This window comes from Actinotalea lenta (genome assembly GCF_030586465.1).
GTDB classification, from domain to species: domain Bacteria; phylum Actinomycetota; class Actinomycetes; order Actinomycetales; family Cellulomonadaceae; genus Actinotalea; species Actinotalea lenta.
This window is the reverse complement of sequence record NZ_JAUQYP010000001.1, coordinates 1668059-1684445: the sequence shown is the minus strand read 5'-3', so window position 1 is coordinate 1684445 and position 16387 is coordinate 1668059. Positions and strand designations below refer to the sequence as shown.

The window sequence follows — 16387 nt, the reverse complement described above, 5'->3', positions numbered from 1 at the left end:
AGGGCGGGTTGCAGGTCTTCTAGAACGCTGGCACTGGGGGCCGGCCTCACCCCACCCGATCCGCGAGGAAGGCAACCGCGGCCGCGGCCGCGAGGAGCACCGCGGCGACGGCAACGACAATGGCGGCCCGCTCACCACGGTCCGCCGTGGGCCAGTCGCACGCGGAGCTCACGGCGCCGGCGAGCAGCACGGCCAGGCCGAAGCCGACCAGGGCGCCGCTCATGACGGGCCCGCCCAGGCCGCCGCCAGCGCGACCGCGGCCGGCAGCACCAACGCGCACACGCTGTAGAAGGCGAATCGGATCAGAGAGCGGATCACAGGCCCACTCCCCGCGCCGTCAGGAACAGCCGCGCGTCCAGCAGTGCGTCGATGTCGCTGTTCCACACCCCGGTACGCCGCCACGCGAGCGCGAGACTGCCCAGGTGCCGGTCGATCGAAGCGACCGGACGCTGAGCCGACAGGGTGTAGCTGATCCCGCCCTTTCCCGGCACCACCCACGGCTCGGCGGAACGCCTGACGCTGCGCCGGATCACGCGATGCCGCCCAGGTCTAGCGGCTGCTCAGCGGTCTCCGAGTCGGCTACCTCGGGCCGGCCGTTGCGCACCGCGCACGCCAGGCACTCGTGCAAGATCGTGACCACGTGCCCGTGGTAGGGCGGCTTCTGACCTGTCTCGACGGCGCGTTCGCACCGCTCGCAGGGGTGGACGCGGGCGTGGTCGTAGTGCTCCTGTCCGGGCGGGATCACCCCGTCACACCCGTCGCAGTAGTGCGTCGCCCAGCAGCTGGTCCGCTCAGACCGATCCGCCCCGGCCGGGATCACAGGCCCGCTCATGAGCGCACACCGGAGCACCCAAGGCCGCCGGCCGGCGACGACCCGTCGCCGGCCGGGGCATCCACCTCACCAGCGCCCGGGGAAGACGTGCCCGGGGCAGTGTCGGCGGGTGCTCCTACGGTCGGGACCACTGCGCCAGGCGTTCCAGCGCCCGGCGCACCGTCGACGGCGCCGGTATCCAGCCGGGCCGTCCGAACCGAAGGAGACGACGATGGCCCACCACCTGCTGCTCGGGGCGAGCGAACCGAACTGGCGGCTGGCAGCAACCGAGGACCCCGAAGACGTCCGAGCACGCCTCTCTGCAGGAGTCGAGACCGCCGCACCGATCGAAGTCCGCGTCGTACCCGGCGACCGGCTCGAGGAGACGACGGTCTACGTGCGCCCCCACCTACTGCCCTGGTGGGCGCTGGTCCACCTTGCCGATCCGGACGAGCGCCCAAATCCACCGCGCCGGATTCGATAGCCCCCAAGGTCACCGCGCCGGATTCGATAGCCCCCAAGGTCACCGCGCCGGATTCGATAGCCCCCAAGGTCACCGCGCCGGATTCGATAGCCCCCAAGGTCACCGCACCCGCCGCGACCTCCGCGGTGGCGACGCCGTTCATGACGCGTCCTCATCCCGCACCGCCGACACGCCGCCCACCGCAGGACGAGGCGACGTGTCGGCGGGGGTCCCTACGGTCGGGGTATCGCCGTCCGGTGTGAGCGCACCGAAGGCACCAACCGCAGGAGGATTCCCATGGCTACCGTCATCTACGCCGGCACCACGTTCGACGTCCCGGACCAGTTCTCGAGCCAGGTCGTGCAGACGATCGATCGCCTCATCCGCGACCGCGCGGACAACGAGTCGGGGACCGGATGGCTCATCGCGAAGCACGGCCAGACAGAGGTCAAGCTCCTCGTCGGCCGCGAGATCCCGATCGCGGTTCTCGGCTGACGCCCCCACCTCGAGCGCGACCGCGGCCGCGGCCGCGGCGTACAGCTGTCGCCGCACCGCCTCACGCAACGGCGTCACGCCATCCATGCCGTAGTTGTCCAGCGCTCGCGCCGCACGGGCGAGCTGGATCACGCTGAACGTGTCCGTGAGGCGCTGTTCGACCACGCGCACCACGGCACTCACGAGGCACGCCCCATCGGCGCCACCAACGACGCCGGCGCCTCGAGCAGCTCAGCGACGGGGACACCGAGATGCCGAGCAAGGGCATCGAGGTCGCGCAACGAGAAGCGAGTGCGTCCACGGAGGCGGTCGGACACGGCCTGCTGGGACAGCCCGAGCACCTCGCCTAGCTGCTCCTGGGAGAGGTGCCGTTCGCGCAGCACCTGGCGCACCGTGGCGGTGACGTTCGACGCGATGTCTGGCATGGCGCCGATCTGACCACCAAACGCGGTAACTCTGGTGGAGACACGCCGCAGTTCAACTCGGTTGACTTGGCAACTTTCACCGCCGAACGCGGTAACCTCAGGCCATGAGCATTGCGATCACCCCGCTACCCGCACCGAGCCCGGATCGCCTGAACGACGTCGTGCTCGCGAACATCACGGCCGAACTCGGGCGGCGGCGGCTATCCGCCCGCCGCGCTGCGGCCCTGGTGGGCATGTCACAGCAGGCCGTCTCGGACCGGTTAAATGGGCGCACGCGACTGAACCTGGATGACGTGCAGAGGTTCGCCGAGCTGTTCGGGATGGACCCCACGGAGTTGCTGGTGCGCCATCAGGGACTCGAACCCCGAACCCGCTGATTAAGAGTCAGCTGCTCTGCCAATTGAGCTAATGGCGCGCGGTGATGAAGCGTAGCACCGGGTCTGCGCAGCGACGAAACCGCTGGTCGGGTGGCCTGCGAGCGCTCCGCGGCGTACCCGCCGGGCACCGCCCGCGGTCAGGACTCCTCGCCCGCCAACGGCTCCTCAGTCTGCTCCGAGGGCGCCACACCTCCGTCGTGCGGACCCCACCACTCGACGTCGGGGAGGCCTTCGTCCTCCAGGATGTCCGGCGAGTGCGGACCCCCAGGGCTGGCCAGGTCCGCCAGGAGCGCGAGCGGGATCCCTTCGTGCAGGAGGTGCATCATCTCGGCGCTGAGCACCTTCTCCTCGGTCTCGCCGGACTCGTCCTCCGCGGCCTGCGACGTGCCGATCTGCTCGGCGTCGGGCGCGCGCTCGGCAGCGCGCCGGGCGTCCTCACCGGGCGCCTGCGCGCGCTCCTCAGGCTTCGCGTCCACGTCACCTCTCCTGTCCGGACCGGGGAGATCCCCTACTGCACCATCCACCCGGGCCGGGCGCAACGTCGCAAGACGCGCCGATCATCTCCGAGCGGGGACTGCGGCACAAGGGCCGTGCGCACGCACTCACCCGGACGGCCCGTCACAGGTACAGGCCGGTGCGCTCCCCGCCCACGGCCGGGTCGGCGACGCCGTGGACGTCCCGCTCTCGAAGGAGCACGTAGTCGACGCCCGCGAGCTCCACCTCGGCACGGTCCTCCGGGTCGAACAGGATACCCGGTCGCCGACCTCGACCTGGCGCACGTACTGCCCGATCGACACGGCGGTGCCCCACACCAACCGACGGCCCACGCTCGCCGTCGCCGGGATGACGATGCCCGAACCGGACATCCGCTCCGCGGACTCGGCATCCGGTCGGACCAGGACGCGGTCGTGCAGCATCCGAACGGCGGGGGTCGGTGTTCCGGGCACGGGCCGACGCTACCGGCTCCGCGGCCCGCGCGGCGCGCGAGGGGGGACGTCCGCGCCTCCGCGCCTTGCGCCCGCGACGGGGCCGTGCCGCGGCTAGGCTGGCAACCCCTCCCCGAGGAAGGACCGCCATGACCCGCCTGGACGTCGGATCACCCGCTCCTGACTTCACCCTGCCGACCGCCGACGGTGGGTCGGTGACCCTCTCCGACCTGCGCGGCACGGGTGTGGTGGTGTTCTTCTTCCCCGCCGCCATGACCCCCGGGTGCACGACCGAGGCATGCGACTTCCGCGACTCCTACGCCTCGCTCCAGGGTGCGGGATACACGGTGATCGGCATCTCCCCGGATCCCGTCGAGCGCCTTGCCCAGTTCGCCGAGCAGGAGCAACTCACCTACCCGCTGGCCTCGGACCCCGAGCGCAGCGTGCTCGAGGCGTACGGGGCGTTCGGGGAGAAGAAGCTGTACGGCAAGGTGGTCGAGGGCGTGATCCGCTCCACCTTCGTCATCGACGCCGACGGCACCGTCCGGGTCGCGAAGTACAACGTGCGGGCCAGCGGCCACGTCTCCGCGCTGCGGCGCCAGCTCGGGCTCGACTGAGACACGCTCGCGTGGTCCGCACCGGCGGGACGAAGCCCTAGGCTCACCCTGACGCGCGAGTGGCGAAACTGGCAGACGCGCCAGGTTTAGGTCCTGGTGCCCCCGGGCGTGCGGGTTCGAGTCCCGCCTCGCGCACGGTGGTCGCCCGCTTCCTCATGCGACGAGAGGGATCGTCGGTGCGGGCTGGGGTCGGCCGTCCGCGTCGTTCTCGGCGAGGAGAGCGAGCGTCGCTGAAGCGATCCCGTCGGCGTCGGTCCCGAAGTGCGCACGGAGGGCCTCGCGCGTGTCGGACCACCCGTAGCCGTCGGTGCCCAGCGCGGTGAACGGGGCGCGCACGAACCTGGCGAGCTGGTCCGGCAGAGCAGTGACGTAGTCGGTGACAGCGACGGTGGGGACCGACGTCGACAGAGCCCGTCGCAGGTAGCTGGTGCGTCGGGGCCCGGAGAGGTGCTCGCGGTTCCACCGTTCGGTCTCCAGGGCGTCGTCGCGCAGCGCCTTCCAACTCGTGACCGACCAGACCTCGGCCGCGATCCCGTGCTCCTGCGCCAGCCGATCCCTGGCCTGGCGCGCGGCGAGCACCGAGGGCCCGGACGCGAGCAGGCGCACCTGCGCCGGCTGGTCCTCGGGAGCGGCGTCGAGCCGGTAGAGGCCCGCGACGATCGCGTCGTCGACGTCGACCCCGGGCACACCCGAGACGGACGGCTTGGCGGCCTGGGCGTAGTTCTCGTTGTAGAGCGTGAGGTAGTAGAAGCACTCCTCACCCTGGCCGTACATCCGCCTGATCCCGTCGCGCACGATCGTGGCGGTCTCGTAGGCGTAGCCGGGGTCGTAGGCCCGGCACGACGGCACCGCCAGTGCGGCGAGGTGCGACGAGCCGTCGGTGTGCTGAACGCCTTCGCCGGACAGGGTGGTCCGTCCTGCGGTCGCGCCGGCGAGGAAGCCCCGGCCGCGCGCGTCGGCCAGCGCCCAGATCAGGTCCCCGACGCGCTGGAACCCGAACATCGAGTAGTAGGTGAAGAAGGGGATCACGGCCGTGTCCCAGGTCGCGCCCGCGGTGGCCGCAGCGGTGAAGTCACCGAGGCCGCCGGCCTCGGTGATGCCGACCTGGAGCACCTGTCCCGCCGCGGCCTCCCGATAGGACAGCGGGAGCCCGGCATCCACCGGCGTGTAGCGCTGCCCACCGGGGGCGTAGATCCCGAACTCGCTGTAGAGCACCTCGAACCCGAAGCTGCGGCCCTCGTCCGGCACGACAGGGACCACGCGCGGGCCGATCTCCGGGTCACGCATCAGACCGCGGAGGAGCCTGGTGTAGGCCACGGTCGTCGACGTGGGCCGCCCCGAGGACCCGGCGTCGAACTCCTCGAACACCGGCGCGCCGGGTTGTGAGGGCAGAACTGCGGCGGTCACCGGGCGGCGGGGCAGCACCCCACCGAGCGTCGCGCGTCGCTCGCGCAGGTACCGGAGCTCCTCGGAGCCCTCGGGCAGTCGCAGATAGGGCGGCAGTCCGTCGCTGAGCTCGGAGTCCGTGATCGGCAGGTCGAGGATGTCGCGGAAGATCTTCAGCTGGGCCGCGGTCATCTTCTTCATCTGGTGCGTCGCGTTGCGGCCCTCGAAGTTCGGGCCCAGGGCATAGCCCTTGACCGTCTGCGCGAGCACGACGGTGGGTCCATCACGGTGCGCCAGAGCGTCGGCGTACGCGGCGTGGACCTGGCGTGGGTCGTGGCCGCCGCGCCGCAGGGCCCGGAGCTCGCCGTCGTCGAGGGATGCCCCCAGTCGCGCCAAGGCCGGGTCGTCGCCGAACAGCTCCGCGCGCAGCTCTGCGGGCTCCAGCACGGTGAGCCGCTGCAGGTCCCCGTCGTTCATCGCCTCCAGCCGGGCCTGCAGGCGGGGGCCCGCAGGATCGGTGAAGAGCGCTTCCCACTCACTGCCCCACAGCACCTTGACCACTCGCCAGCCGGCGCCACGGAAGACGCCCTCGAGCTCGTCGACGATCCTGGTGTTCCCACGGACCGGTCCGTCGAGCCGCTGCAGGTTGCAGCTGACCACGAACGTGAGGTTGTCCAGGCGTTCACGTGCCGCCAGGCGGATGGCCGCCAACGTCTCGGGCTCGTCGGTCTCACCATCTCCCACGAAGCACCACACGTGCGCGGCGTCGGTGTCCACCAGCCCGCGCGCGGCCAGGTACCGATTCATCCGTGCCTGGTGGACGGCGTTGAGAGGCCCGATGCCGAGGCTCACGGTCGGGAACTCCCAGAAGTCGCCCATCGCCCGCGGGTGCGGGTAGGACGGCAGCCCGCGAACCGGGCCCGTGACCTCCTGCCGGAAGAGGTCCAGCTCCTGCTCCGACAGCCTGCCCTCGAGGAACGCCCGGGCGTAGATGCCGGGGCTGGCGTGCCCCTGGAAGAAGACCTGGTCGCCCGGGACCACACGCTGGTCCTGGTCACCGCGCCCGTGGAAGAAGTGCTCGAAGCCGACCTCCCACAGCGTCTGCGTGGAGGCGTAGGTGGACAGGTGCCCGCCGATGCCGTCGTGGTGCTTGTTCGCGCGCACCACCATGGCCATGGCGTTCCAGCGCAGGTAGGCGTTGATGCGGCCCTCGACCTGCTCGTCACCGGGGTACGGCGGGACCAGGTCGTCGGGGATGGTGTTGCGGTACGCGGTGCGCCCGGTCACACCGACTCCACGGGCCCGGGCGCGACCGACCACCTCGTCCAGGATGGTACCGGCGGGCTGCACGCCGCGGGCGGCGATCATCGCGTCGACGGACTCGATCCACTCGGCCTGCTCCTCAAGGGCGCCGGCCGCAGCGTCGAGATCGGTGGGGGGAACGGGAGTCGACGAGCTGTCCATGGAGCCAGTGTCATCCCATGTCTGCCTTTTACACAAGTCTCGTCGTGTCAATCCGGTTCCGAGCCACCAGGTCGACCGATGCTCTCGGGCGGCCGAGGCCGGGCACCTAGGCTCGGCTCGTGGCCGACATGTGCGTCTCGCGAGTCCCGGTCTTCGCGGCCCTGGCCCCGAGTGACCAGCTCTCGATCGCCGGCCTTGCCCGCGCCACCCGACTGCCGGAAGGTGCGGTCGCCTACTCCCCGGCCGACCCCGAACCGAAACTCGTGGTGGTCCATACCGGGCACCTGCGGGTCTCGCGACTGTCGGCCGACGGAGCCGAGCACCTCATGCGAGTCCTCTCGCCGGGCGACTTCGCCGGTGAGGCCGCGGTGTTCAGCGCCGACCCGCCCACCGACACCGGTCGGGCCATGGACGACTGCCACGTCTGCGTCTTCCACCACGACGACCTCGCAACCTTCGTCGGCGACCACCCCGACCTTGCGCTGCGGATGCTCGCAGCAGTCACGACGCGCCTGAAGCAGACGGAGGACCGGCTGCACGCGCTCGTGTCGCGCGGCGTGGAGGCGCGCGTGGCCCACTACCTGCTCGGCCTGCCGGGTCGCTGGCGCGGCGCCGTCGTCACCGTCTCGCTCCCCCTGTCCAAGAGGGACGTGGCCTCGGTGCTGGACACCACGCCCGAGAGCCTGAGCCGCGCCCTGCGGCACCTCTCCCAGGCGGGTGCCATCACCGTCGGTCACGGGCGCTCGGTCACGATCGACCAGCCCGACGTGCTGCAGCAGGTCGCCGACGGCGAGTGACCCTGGTGGTCCTGCGACGCAGCCCGGGCAGCCGCGCGAGGACGACCGCATCGACGTCCTGCGTCGGCACGAAGGGCTCGTCCCACGTGCGGGAGTCCTCGGAGGCGGCCGCGTTGTCGCCTACCACGAAGCACCGGTCCGCGGGTACGTCCCAGACCCAGGTCGCGGGACCCGGGACCCGGGTACGGCCGTCCACCGGGACACCGTTGACGAACAGGCGTCCGGCTTCCATCTCCACCCGGTCGCCGCCGAGCCCCACGACCCGCTTGACCAGTCGCATCGCCCCTCGGCGCAGCACAGCGACGTCACCGCGGGAGGGGCCGGCGGGCCCCACCGGCCGCAGGAGCACAGTGTCCTGCGGCCGGTAGGTGGGCAGCATCGAGACGCCCGTCACCCGCGCGAGGCGCCACACGAGACCTCCTCATGCTCGTGCCCGGAGCACGACCCAGCCGGGCCCCGCCCGGGCTCGTGGTGCATGTGGCGGTCGCGGTCCTCTCCCTCGGCGTACCCGACGAAGCTGACGTAGGCGTCGAGATAGCGGCGCCCGGCCTCGACATCGTCGACGTCGAAGTCGGCGAGAGCCCCCGCCGCGAGGAATCGACGGTCGAGCTCCGCCCGCCGCTCCTCGGGGAGCAGCGCCAGCAGGTCGGCGTCGGTCCCGCTCTCGAGCGCGGCGTCGGCAGCTCGCACCACCGCGGGGACCTCCGTCCCGCTGGGCTTGATGCCGGTGAAACCCGCCCCTTCGGCCACGCGGTGGATTCGCGCGAGCGTCTCGAGGAACAGCTGGTCGGCGAGCGATGTCGCCTCCCCCGCCGCACCCCGTACCCGCTGGGCCCTGTCGAAGACCCCACGCAGCTCGTCCTCGTCGCGGACCGGGATCCACTTGAGGGCGTGGTTGATGTTCCCCGTCAGCAGAGCCCGCGTGCCGTCCTTGACGAGCGGGCCGTCGGCGGTGTCGCAGTGAGCGCGCACAGTCACCGGCTTCAGCGCAGCGATGAGTGCGCGGATCCTTCTCGTAGCCATCGCGGTGCTCCTTTCGTCGTCGTTGCCGTCAAGGTAGGAGGGCCCCGGCGTGTGCTGCCTTGACGGAGGTCAACTCCGGTGCACCAGCCCGGCGACGATTCGCACCGCGCCCGGATTGCTACTATCAATCTTGTTTCAATCCTGTCGACCGCCCGACGTGCAGCGACACACCCGTACGGCGATGAGCTGGGAGGATCCGTGACGGCGTCGCCCAGAGCCCGCAGGGACCTCGTCCTCGATCACTTGCGCCAGTCGCCGGACGGGCTCGGGACCGCCGAGGTCGCGGCTCTGACCGGACTGCATCCGAACACCGCCCGCTTCCACCTCGACGCGTTGACGAACGAGGGACGTGCCAGCCGCGCGGTCGAGCGGCGCGCCTCCCCCGGCCGACCGCGCGTGCTGTACACGGCATGCGCCGCACCGGACGAGGAACGCAACTACCGCCTCCTCGCGGAGCTGCTGGCGGCCCACGTCGCAGCCTCTGCCGACGCGGACGCCCGAGCAGTCGCCGCCGGCCACGGGTGGGGGCGGGCGGTCGCACGGCAGACCGCGGGAGATGCGGCGCCGGAGGACGCCCCCACGGACCGCGCGATCGAGACGCTGCGCCGGGCACTGGTGCAGGCCGGCTTCCGGCCGGACGTCTCGGCGCGCGACGGGGGCTTCTCGATCGCGCTACGGCACTGCCCGTTCCGAGAGGTCGCGCTCACGCATCGCGAGGTGGTCTGCGGGATGCACCTCGGCCTCATGCAGGCGGTGCTCGCGGAGTCAGGCGGGTCGTTGGAGGCCTCACTCGAACCGTTCACCGGGCCCCAGCTCTGCCTCGCGCACGTGAACACCCACCGTGACTCCCGGAGGAACGCCGACAACGGCCCGAGGAGCAGCGACTCCGGGACCAATCCCCCTTGAAAGCCGCGCCCGGGGCTCGGAAGGCTTGAGGTCCGAGCCGGGTGACGACCTGGCAGCATGGGGGAAGGTCGTGAGAAGGAAGCACCTGACGGTGCTCGCCCTGGCCTTCGGTCTTGGCGCCCTGGTCGCAGCCCCCACAGCGGGAGCAGCGCCCACGTCGCCGGATGGGACAGGCGGGCAGGCAGCCCAGCGTGCCGAACGTGTGCACGCGCGCAGCGTCGACGTCGACCTGCGGACCGCCACCGATGAGCAGCTCGCCGCACTGGCCGACCTGGACGCCGACGTCACGATCAACGTGACCGGCATCGACGTCGCCAGCCCCGCCGAGCGTCGCGCTGCCGACGCTGCCGTCGCCAAGCAGGACGCGGCGCGCGAGCAGATGCAGCGACCAACCGTTGGCGAGACCCAGGAGAAGCCCTGCCCGGATCTGCCGACCGGTGACCGATCTCCCGACGGAAGCACAACACCCACGGTGCGCTGCGGCACCGACGGGACCATGGCGACGCTCGCACCAGTCACCGGTGAGCCCGGCACCAGCATGAGCGCAGCCGTGGACGCAGTGCTGGCCGCGTGGTTCCCCGGCGAGGGCCTCGGCACGACCACTGTCACGCGCACGGGCGGCGGCGACCAGTGCGCCACCGTGTCACTGCCGATCGTCATCAGCTAGGCGCTGGAGCGTCGCGACGCACCGGGACGGGCCGACCCACGGGTGAAGCGATGTCGCCCGCCAGGTGGACCCGAGCCGGCTGAGTGCGCCGTCGATCAAGCCATGGTGGAGCTCGCAGACCACGTCGGGGTGGGCAGCGGCGACTTCGCGGAAGGGGCACTGCCGGAGCGCGACCGTCAGCAGGTCGACCTCCTCGTCCACCCTGGGCGCGAAGCCGATCTCCGCGAGCATCGTGGTCAGCCGGCGGATGTCGTCGCCGTCGGAGGGGTGCGGCGACGGGGTCGCCCGCTCGACGAGGCGGCCGCCCCACTCCGTCCCCGCCTGCCGCAGGGAGTCGGGCTCACCTCCCGTGCGCACCAAGGACCCGACCACCCCCGAGAGCACCTCGGACAAGAGGCCGTAGCTGCGGACCCCGGTGGCCGACGCCGCATAGAGGACACGGCGACGGCCGGGCGTCGCACGCCTCTCGACCTGTCGTGACGCGAGCTCGTCCGCGACGAGGTGGTCGAGGTGGAACCTGGCGGTGCTGACGTGCAGCCCGGTCGCCGCAGCCACCTGATCGGCGGTCTGGGGGGCTTCCGCGTCACGGAGCACTCCGAGGACTCTCGCGCGCGTCCTGCCGAGCGCACGCGTGGGGTCGGTGAGAGGTGCGGTCGCGTCAGCCATGGGTGATCCAGTTGATGAAAGGAATGTGTTCCGGTAAACAGGCTAGCGTCGTCGCAGCAGCGAGGAGGGCCATGGGATCGATCCGCCTGTCGCGCGTGTACGACCACGACGATCCCGTCGCGGGTCGCAGGTTCCTCGTCGAGCGCCTGTGGCCCCGGGGCGTCGGTCGGGACACTCTCCAGATCGACGGCTGGGCCAAGGAGGCGGCACCGAGCAGTGACCTGCGCCGATGGTTCGGGCACGATCCGGCGCGCTGGGCGGAGTTCCGACGACGGTACTTCGACGAGCTCGACCGCCACCCCGATGCCGTGACCCCCCTGCTCACCGAGGACGATCTCACGCTGCTCTACAGCTCGCGTGACCGGGAGCACAACAATGCCGTCGCTCTGCGCGACTACCTCCGCGCGAGGCAGGAGCACCGTGACGCTCCCCGATGACGTGAGCTGGGTCCGAGGCGCCGCGCTCGACGACATCGAGGAGGGTGGCGCGGTCGCGGCCACCTGCGCCGGAGTGCCCGTCTGCCTGGCGCGGAGCGGCGACCAGGTCTATGCGCTCATCGACCGATGCAGCCACCAGGACGTCCCGTTGTCGGCCGGCGAGGTCGAGGACGGCGCGATCGAGTGCTACCTGCACGGGTCACGCTTCGACCTGGCCACGGGAAAGGTGCTCGGGCCACCAGCGGTGAAGGACGTGCGGACGTTCCCGGTGCGCACGGAGGCGGGCCAGGTGTACGTGGGCATGCCTCACGGCACCGCGGCGCCCAGGAAGGACGTGCCATGACCTACGTGATCGGAGCCCCGTGCATCGACGTCAAGGACCGGGCGTGCGTGGACGAGTGTCCGGTGGACTGCATCTACGAGGGTGAGCGCTCGCTGTACATCCACCCCGACGAGTGTGTCGACTGCGGCGCGTGCGAGCCGGTCTGCCCCGTCGAGGCCATCTACTACGAGGACGACCTCCCGTCGGCCCTCACGCCCTACCTCCAGGACAACGCCACGTTCTTCACCGAGCCGCTGCCTGGCTTCGCCGAACCCCTCGGGTCGCCGGGTGGCGCGGCGAAGGTGGGGGTCGTGGCCGCCGACACCCCGCTCGTGGCTGGGCACCCCGTCATCCCCGGACACGTCCACACCGAGTGACGGCTGCCCGCGGTCACCGTGGACGTGCGCACCGTGCGGCGACGCAGGCCCCTCAGGCCTGCGGGCCGGCCTCCTGCTCCTGAGCGGCGCGGTGCTCGGCGACCTGGCGGCGGACGTCGTCCATGTCGAGGCCCTTGACCGCCTGGACGACCTTCTCCAGGGACTCCCGGGGCAGCGCGCCGGGCTGGGCGAACACCAGGATGCCCTCGCGGAACGCCATCAGGGTCGGGATGGAGGAGATCCCCGCGGCCTGCGCGAGGCCCTGCTCGGCCTCGGTGTCGACCTTGCCGTGCACGATGTCCGGGTGCTCCTCGGACGACGCCTCGAAGACGGGTGCGAACATCTTGCAGGGGCCGCACCAGTCGGCCCAGAAGTCCACGAGCACGATGTCGTTGCTCGTGACGATCTCCTCGAACGTCTGCTCGGTCAGCTGCGTGGTGGGCATCGAAGTCCTTCCGTCGGGTGCGAACCATCCGAACGCATACGGACGTCAACGACGACATCCGCACGGTATTCCCACCGGGGTATCAGCCGGGCCGCGGCAACCGTCGCAGGCGCGCGGCCCGCGCGCGAGTCGGTGCCGCGTCCGCCTAGGCTCGGGGCCATGACCACCGCCGACTGGCGACCCGAGGGCTGGCTGGACGACGCCACCCTCGCAGCGGTTCGCCGCCAGCTCCCCATCGTCTACGTCGACGCGGTCCCGGTGCGCGTGGACGACAGTGGTGACGTGGTGGCCGTGGGCCTGCTCCTGCGGATGGTCGACGGCCGCATGACGCGCGCCCTGGTCTCCGGGCGGGTGCTCTACCACGAGCGGGTGCGCGATGCCCTGCTGCGCCACATCGAGAAGGACCTCGGGCCCGTCGCGCTGCCCCAGGTGCCGTCCAGCCCGCAGCCGTTCACGGTCGCCGAGTACCTGCCGACCCCGGGCGTGACGCCGTACCACGACCCGCGGCAGCACGCGGTCTCCCTGGCCTACGTGGTGCCCGTGGCCGGTGACTGCCAGCCGCAGCAGGACGCGATCGACCTTGCGTGGATCACGCCCGAGGAGGCCTGCGGTGACGAGGTGCAGCTCGAGATGAGCGGCGGCCACGGCTACCTGCTGCGGCAGGCCATGGCGCACGTCGGCCGGCTGCCCTGACGGGGCGGGACCTCAACCGAGCAGGTCGGCGATCGCGGGTGCGAGGGCCCGGAACGCCTGGCCCCGGTGCGAGATGGCGTTCTTCTCCTCGGGTGTCAGCTCCGCGCACGTGAGCACCCGGTCCGCCCGGGCGGGTTGGCGATCCGGCTCGAGCACCGGGTCGTAGCCGAAGCCACCCGATCCTCGTGGTGCCGTGGTCAGGCGCCCCCGGAGCACCCCCGTCTCGACCTGTTCCCGGCCGTCGGGCGTGACCAGTGCGGCGGCGCACACGAACTGCGCCCCGCGATGCGCGGCCGGCACGTCGGCGAGCTGGTCGAGGAGGAGCGCCAGGTTGGCCGCGTCGTCGCCGTGCCGGCCGGCCCAGCGCGCGGAGAAGATCCCCGGCGCACCGCCCAGCACGTCCACTGCCAGGCCGGAGTCGTCGGCCACCGCGGGCAGGCCCGTGTGGGCGGCCAGCGCCCGGGCCTTGAGCAGCGCGTTCTCCGCGAACGTGACCCCGTCCTCCACCGGGGGCTCAGCCCCGACGTCGGCTGCACCGACCACGCCCTCGGCGTCGATGCCCGCCGCGGTGAGGATCGCGCGCAGCTCGCCGACCTTGTGCGCGTTGTGCGTCGCCAGGACCAGGCGTGGCCCGGCGCTCACAGGCCGCCCGCCGCAGGACCGCTGGGCTCCGCGGCCAGCGCCTCGGCCTGCAGCCGCGCGAGGGTGGCGGTGCCACCCAGCGCGAGGTCCAGCAAGGTGTCGAGCTCGGCCCGGTCGAACGGGGTGCGCTCCGCGGTGCCCTGCACCTCCACGAACCCACCCGAGCCCGTGACGACGACGTTCATGTCCGTCTCCGCCCGGACGTCCTCGACGTACGGCAGGTCCAGGACCGGGACGCCATCGACGATGCCCACGCTCACCGCGGCCACCGAGTCCGTCAGCACCGGGGCGTCCTTCGGCACGGCGCCGTTGGCGCGGCCCCAGGTGATGGCGTCCGCCAACGCGACGTACGCGCCGGTGATCGCAGCGGTTCGGGTACCGCCGTCGGCCTGCAGCACGTCGCAGTCCAGCACGATGGTGTTCTCCCCCAGCGCGCCGACGTCGATGATCGCGCGCAGCGACCGGCCGATGAGGCGGGAGATCTCGTGCGTGCGGCCACCGATCCGGCCCCTGACCGACTCCCGGTCCGAGCGGGTCGACGTGGCGCGCGGCAGCATCGCGTACTCCGCGGTCACCCAGCCCTGACCCGAGCCCTTGCGCCAGCGCGGCACGCCCTGCGTGAACGACGCCGCGCACAGCACACGGGTGCGTCCGAACTCGACCAGGACGCTGCCCTCGGCCTCGTCGAGCCAGCCGCGGCTCAGGCGCACGGGGCGCAGCTCGTCGGCGCGGCGGCCGTCGGGGCGGGAGGCAGTGGCTGGGGTGTCCGTCATGGGCCGCACCCTACGGCAGCGCGCCGACGCCCTCGCACGGGCGGGCCCAGGGTCCGGCGGTCGGCTAGAGCTCGACGACCATCCCGGGGGCCGCCGTGGTGATCGGACCGGTGAACACCCCAGCAGCCTCCACCGCGGCGACCTGCGGCGGGTTCCACGCGGGGATGTGCGTGAGCATCAACGCGGCCGACCCGCCGCGGGCCGCGGCCTCTCCGGCCCGCCGGCCCGTGAGGTGGATGTTCCGCACGGCATCCTCGCGGCCCTCCACGAACGCCGCCTCCGCGAGCAGGAGGTCCGCGCCGGTGGCGAGCTCGTCCAGGCCGACGCAGGCGTCCGTGTCACCGGTGTAGGCGAGCGTGACCGTCGCGGACGGGTCGGCCTCGGACGGGCCTTCCACCCGGATCCCGTACGCCGGGACCGGGTGGTTCACCGGCACCGGCGTGAGCCGCATCGGGCCCACCCGCACGCTGCGGTCCGCCTGCCAGGTGTGCACCGCCAGCTCCCCCGACATGTCCTCACCGGGCTCGAGGCCGTAGGCGTCGGCCACCCGCGACGCGGTGCCGAACGGCCCGTACAGCGGCATCGGCGCCTCGCCGACGGCACGGTCCGGCCGGTAGCGCAGGTACACGTACAGCCCGCACACGTCGGACATGTGGTCCGGGTGCAGGTGGCTCAGCGCCACGACGTCGACGTCGGCCGGGTCCAGCAACCTCTGCAGCGGGCCGATCGCCCCGCTGCCCAGGTCGAGCACGACGTTCCAGGTACGCCCTGTCGCATCGTCCGCCTGGACCAGGTAGCACGACGCCGCGGACTCCGCGCTCGGGAACGACCCCGCGCACCCCACGACCACGAGCCTCATCGGCGCAGCTCCGAGGCGGGCTCCACGGCGGTCACCTCGGGACCCAGGAACCGCTGCGCCAACGTCGTGAACGACGCCGCGTCCCCGGTGGCCAGGAACCGGTGGCTCGGCGGCCCCAGCGACGGGTCTCGTTCGAGCCCGTGCGCCACGAGCGTCCGGTACACGTCCTTGGCCGTCTCCTCGGCCGAGGACACCAGCGTCACGCCGTCGCCCATCACGTAGGAGATCACGCCCGTCAGCAGCGGGTAGTGCGTGCAGCCCAGCACGAGCGTGTCGACGCCGGCGGCGACCACCGGTGCGAGGGACCGTCGCGCGATCTCCAGCACCTCGGGACCGGACGTCTCCCCCGCCTCGACGAGCTCGACGAACTGCGGGCACGCCTGCGAGGTGAGCTCGAGCCCGGCGGCGACGGCGAACGCGTCGTCGTACGCGCGAGACTCGACCGTCGCCCTCGTCCCGATCACGCCGACCCTGCCGTTCCGGGTCGCCGCCGCTGCCCGGCGCGCGGCGGGGAGGATCACCTCGACCACCGGCAGGCCACGCCGCTGGGTGTACCGCTCGCGCGCGTCGCGCAGCACCGCGGCGGACGCGCTGTTGCACGCGATGACCAGCATCTTCACGCCGGCATCGACCAGGTCGTCCATCACCTCGAGCGCGTGGGCGCGCACCGCGGCCAGCGGCTTGGGCCCGTACGGGCCGTTGGCGGTGTCGCCGATGTAGAGCACCGACTCGTGCGGTAGCTGGTCGAGCACGGCACGCGCGACGGTGAGACCGCCGACCCCGGAGTCGAAGATACCGATGGGCGCGTCGTTCACG

25 protein-coding genes, 2 tRNA genes and 1 pseudogene are annotated in these 16387 nt (G+C 72.0%); 12 read left to right on the top strand and 16 right to left on the bottom strand.

All coding sequences use genetic code 11. The features are described 5' to 3' along the window. Nucleotides 1–46: 46 nt before the first annotated feature. The 3 genes from Q6348_RS08000 to Q6348_RS07990 all read right to left on the bottom strand — a co-directional run bounded on the left by Q6348_RS08000 (nt 47) and on the right by Q6348_RS07990 (nt 745). A complete protein-coding gene (locus Q6348_RS08000) occupies nt 47–223 on the bottom strand; it encodes a hypothetical protein (protein WP_304600771.1) in 177 nt (58 codons plus the stop codon). Nucleotides 224–314: 91 nt separating this feature from the next. Further along, nucleotides 315–494, bottom strand: a complete 180-nt coding sequence (locus Q6348_RS07995; RefSeq protein WP_304600770.1) for a hypothetical protein — start codon at nt 492–494, stop codon at nt 315–317. Between the two features lie 35 nt (nt 495–529). Next, nucleotides 530–745 carry a hypothetical protein gene (locus Q6348_RS07990; protein ID WP_304600769.1) on the bottom strand — a complete coding sequence of 72 codons (216 nt, stop codon included), beginning with the start codon at nt 743–745 and terminating at the stop codon, nt 530–532. 298 nt (nt 746–1043) lie between these two features. On the opposite strand from Q6348_RS07990, the gene Q6348_RS07985 reads away from it, so the two are divergent. Together Q6348_RS07985 and Q6348_RS07980 are read left to right on the top strand one after the other, a co-directional pair. Next, entirely contained in the window at nt 1044–1295 is a 252-nt protein-coding gene (locus Q6348_RS07985) for a hypothetical protein (protein ID WP_304600768.1), read from the top strand. Nucleotides 1296–1571: 276 nt separating this feature from the next. Then, nucleotides 1572–1769: a hypothetical protein gene (locus tag Q6348_RS07980; RefSeq protein ID WP_304600767.1), complete on the top strand. Its 198-nt coding sequence runs from the start codon at nt 1572–1574 to the stop codon at nt 1767–1769. A 179-nt stretch (nt 1770–1948) separates the two neighbouring features. Here Q6348_RS07980 and Q6348_RS07975 read toward each other — a convergent pair whose 3' ends face one another. Continuing rightward, nucleotides 1949–2194, bottom strand: a complete 246-nt coding sequence (locus Q6348_RS07975) for a helix-turn-helix domain-containing protein (RefSeq protein WP_304600766.1) — start codon at nt 2192–2194, stop codon at nt 1949–1951. 104 nt (nt 2195–2298) lie between these two features. Between Q6348_RS07975 and Q6348_RS15695 the strand changes: the two genes are divergently transcribed. Then, a complete protein-coding gene (locus Q6348_RS15695; protein ID WP_350339677.1) occupies nt 2299–2571 on the top strand; it encodes a helix-turn-helix domain-containing protein in 273 nt (90 codons plus the stop codon). Here the strand turns inward: Q6348_RS15695 and Q6348_RS07970 are convergent. The 3 genes and pseudogenes from Q6348_RS07970 to Q6348_RS07960 form a co-directional block, all read right to left on the bottom strand. Next, nucleotides 2534–2609: transfer RNA gene (locus tag Q6348_RS07970), tRNA-Lys, on the bottom strand. The two genes, Q6348_RS15695 and Q6348_RS07970, sit on opposite strands and share 38 nt — an antisense overlap. Nucleotides 2610–2708: 99 nt before the next feature. Next, the gene (locus Q6348_RS07965; protein ID WP_304600765.1) at nt 2709–3047 is read right to left on the bottom strand and encodes a hypothetical protein; all 339 of its coding nucleotides are present in this window, start codon (nt 3045–3047) and stop codon (nt 2709–2711) included. A gap of 142 nt (nt 3048–3189) precedes the next feature. Then, a pseudogene (locus Q6348_RS07960) lies at nt 3190–3488 on the bottom strand (GroES family chaperonin). Between the two features lie 158 nt (nt 3489–3646). Here Q6348_RS07960 and bcp point away from each other — a divergent pair. Beyond that, nucleotides 3647–4114, top strand: coding sequence for a thioredoxin-dependent thiol peroxidase (bcp, locus tag Q6348_RS07955; RefSeq protein ID WP_304600764.1), 468 nt, complete (start codon nt 3647–3649; stop codon nt 4112–4114). Nucleotides 4115–4167: 53 nt separating this feature from the next. Then, a tRNA-Leu gene (locus Q6348_RS07950) sits at nt 4168–4249 on the top strand. 18 nt (nt 4250–4267) lie between these two features. Here the strand turns inward: Q6348_RS07950 and aceE are convergent. Further along, complete coding sequence (aceE, locus tag Q6348_RS07945; RefSeq protein ID WP_304600763.1) at nt 4268–6964, bottom strand: pyruvate dehydrogenase (acetyl-transferring), homodimeric type; 2697 nt, start codon at nt 6962–6964, stop codon at nt 4268–4270. Between the two features lie 128 nt (nt 6965–7092). Here aceE and Q6348_RS07940 point away from each other — a divergent pair, with 128 nt between their 5' ends. Next, a complete protein-coding gene (locus tag Q6348_RS07940; protein WP_304601940.1) occupies nt 7093–7761 on the top strand; it encodes a Crp/Fnr family transcriptional regulator in 669 nt (222 codons plus the stop codon). Here Q6348_RS07940 and lepB read toward each other — a convergent pair. Then, the gene (lepB, locus tag Q6348_RS07935) at nt 7712–8173 is read right to left on the bottom strand and encodes a signal peptidase I (RefSeq protein WP_304600762.1); all 462 of its coding nucleotides are present in this window, start codon (nt 8171–8173) and stop codon (nt 7712–7714) included. The two genes, Q6348_RS07940 and lepB, sit on opposite strands and share 50 nt — an antisense overlap. After that, nucleotides 8152–8784: a DUF6448 family protein gene (locus Q6348_RS07930; RefSeq protein ID WP_304600761.1), complete on the bottom strand. Its 633-nt coding sequence runs from the start codon at nt 8782–8784 to the stop codon at nt 8152–8154. Before Q6348_RS07930 ends, lepB begins: the two co-directional genes overlap by 22 nt. 198 nt (nt 8785–8982) lie before the next feature. Between Q6348_RS07930 and Q6348_RS07925 the strand changes: the two genes are divergently transcribed. Both Q6348_RS07925 and Q6348_RS07920 read left to right on the top strand, forming a co-directional pair. Continuing rightward, complete coding sequence (locus Q6348_RS07925; RefSeq protein ID WP_304600760.1) at nt 8983–9690, top strand: helix-turn-helix transcriptional regulator; 708 nt, start codon at nt 8983–8985, stop codon at nt 9688–9690. 70 nt (nt 9691–9760) lie between these two features. Beyond that, nucleotides 9761–10357 carry a hypothetical protein gene (locus Q6348_RS07920; protein WP_304600759.1) on the top strand — a complete coding sequence of 199 codons (597 nt, stop codon included), beginning with the start codon at nt 9761–9763 and terminating at the stop codon, nt 10355–10357. On the opposite strand, the gene Q6348_RS07915 is transcribed toward Q6348_RS07920, so the two are convergent. Beyond that, a complete protein-coding gene (locus Q6348_RS07915; protein ID WP_304600758.1) occupies nt 10334–11023 on the bottom strand; it encodes a helix-turn-helix transcriptional regulator in 690 nt (229 codons plus the stop codon). The genes Q6348_RS07920 and Q6348_RS07915 overlap by 24 nt on opposite strands. A 71-nt stretch (nt 11024–11094) precedes the next feature. Here Q6348_RS07915 and Q6348_RS07910 point away from each other — a divergent pair, with 71 nt between their 5' ends. From Q6348_RS07910 to fdxA, 3 genes are read left to right on the top strand one after another with little or no spacing between them, the layout of a single operon-like run. Then, a complete protein-coding gene (locus Q6348_RS07910; protein WP_304600757.1) occupies nt 11095–11460 on the top strand; it encodes a DUF488 domain-containing protein in 366 nt (121 codons plus the stop codon). Further along, the gene (locus Q6348_RS07905) at nt 11444–11803 is read left to right on the top strand and encodes a Rieske (2Fe-2S) protein (RefSeq protein ID WP_304600756.1); all 360 of its coding nucleotides are present in this window, start codon (nt 11444–11446) and stop codon (nt 11801–11803) included. Before Q6348_RS07910 ends, Q6348_RS07905 begins: the two co-directional genes overlap by 17 nt. After that, the gene (gene fdxA / locus Q6348_RS07900) at nt 11800–12159 is read left to right on the top strand and encodes a ferredoxin (RefSeq protein WP_304600755.1); all 360 of its coding nucleotides are present in this window, start codon (nt 11800–11802) and stop codon (nt 12157–12159) included. Before Q6348_RS07905 ends, fdxA begins: the two co-directional genes overlap by 4 nt. Nucleotides 12160–12211: 52 nt before the next feature. Here the strand turns inward: fdxA and trxA are convergent, their stop codons facing one another. Then, nucleotides 12212–12604: a thioredoxin gene (gene trxA / locus Q6348_RS07895; RefSeq protein WP_304600754.1), complete on the bottom strand. Its 393-nt coding sequence runs from the start codon at nt 12602–12604 to the stop codon at nt 12212–12214. Nucleotides 12605–12763: 159 nt separating this feature from the next. Here trxA and Q6348_RS07890 point away from each other — a divergent pair, with 159 nt between their 5' ends. Beyond that, nucleotides 12764–13297 (top strand): NUDIX hydrolase family protein, encoded by a 534-nt coding sequence (locus Q6348_RS07890; protein ID WP_304600753.1) that lies wholly within the window; start codon nt 12764–12766, stop codon nt 13295–13297. Between the two features lie 12 nt (nt 13298–13309). On the opposite strand, the gene rdgB is transcribed toward Q6348_RS07890, so the two are convergent. The 4 genes from rdgB to murI all read right to left on the bottom strand — a co-directional run bounded on the left by rdgB (nt 13310) and on the right by murI (nt 16386). Then, complete coding sequence (rdgB, locus tag Q6348_RS07885; RefSeq protein ID WP_304600752.1) at nt 13310–13939, bottom strand: RdgB/HAM1 family non-canonical purine NTP pyrophosphatase; 630 nt, start codon at nt 13937–13939, stop codon at nt 13310–13312. Then, nucleotides 13936–14712, bottom strand: coding sequence for a ribonuclease PH (gene rph, locus Q6348_RS07880; protein ID WP_304600751.1), 777 nt, complete (start codon nt 14710–14712; stop codon nt 13936–13938). The genes rdgB and rph overlap by 4 nt, the downstream gene beginning before the upstream one ends. Before the next feature lie 64 nt (nt 14713–14776). After that, a complete protein-coding gene (locus Q6348_RS07875; protein WP_304600750.1) occupies nt 14777–15571 on the bottom strand; it encodes an MBL fold metallo-hydrolase in 795 nt (264 codons plus the stop codon). Next, nucleotides 15568–16386 carry a glutamate racemase gene (gene murI, locus Q6348_RS07870; RefSeq protein ID WP_304600749.1) on the bottom strand — a complete coding sequence of 273 codons (819 nt, stop codon included), beginning with the start codon at nt 16384–16386 and terminating at the stop codon, nt 15568–15570. The genes Q6348_RS07875 and murI overlap by 4 nt, the downstream gene beginning before the upstream one ends. Nucleotide 16387: the final 1 nt, after the last annotated feature.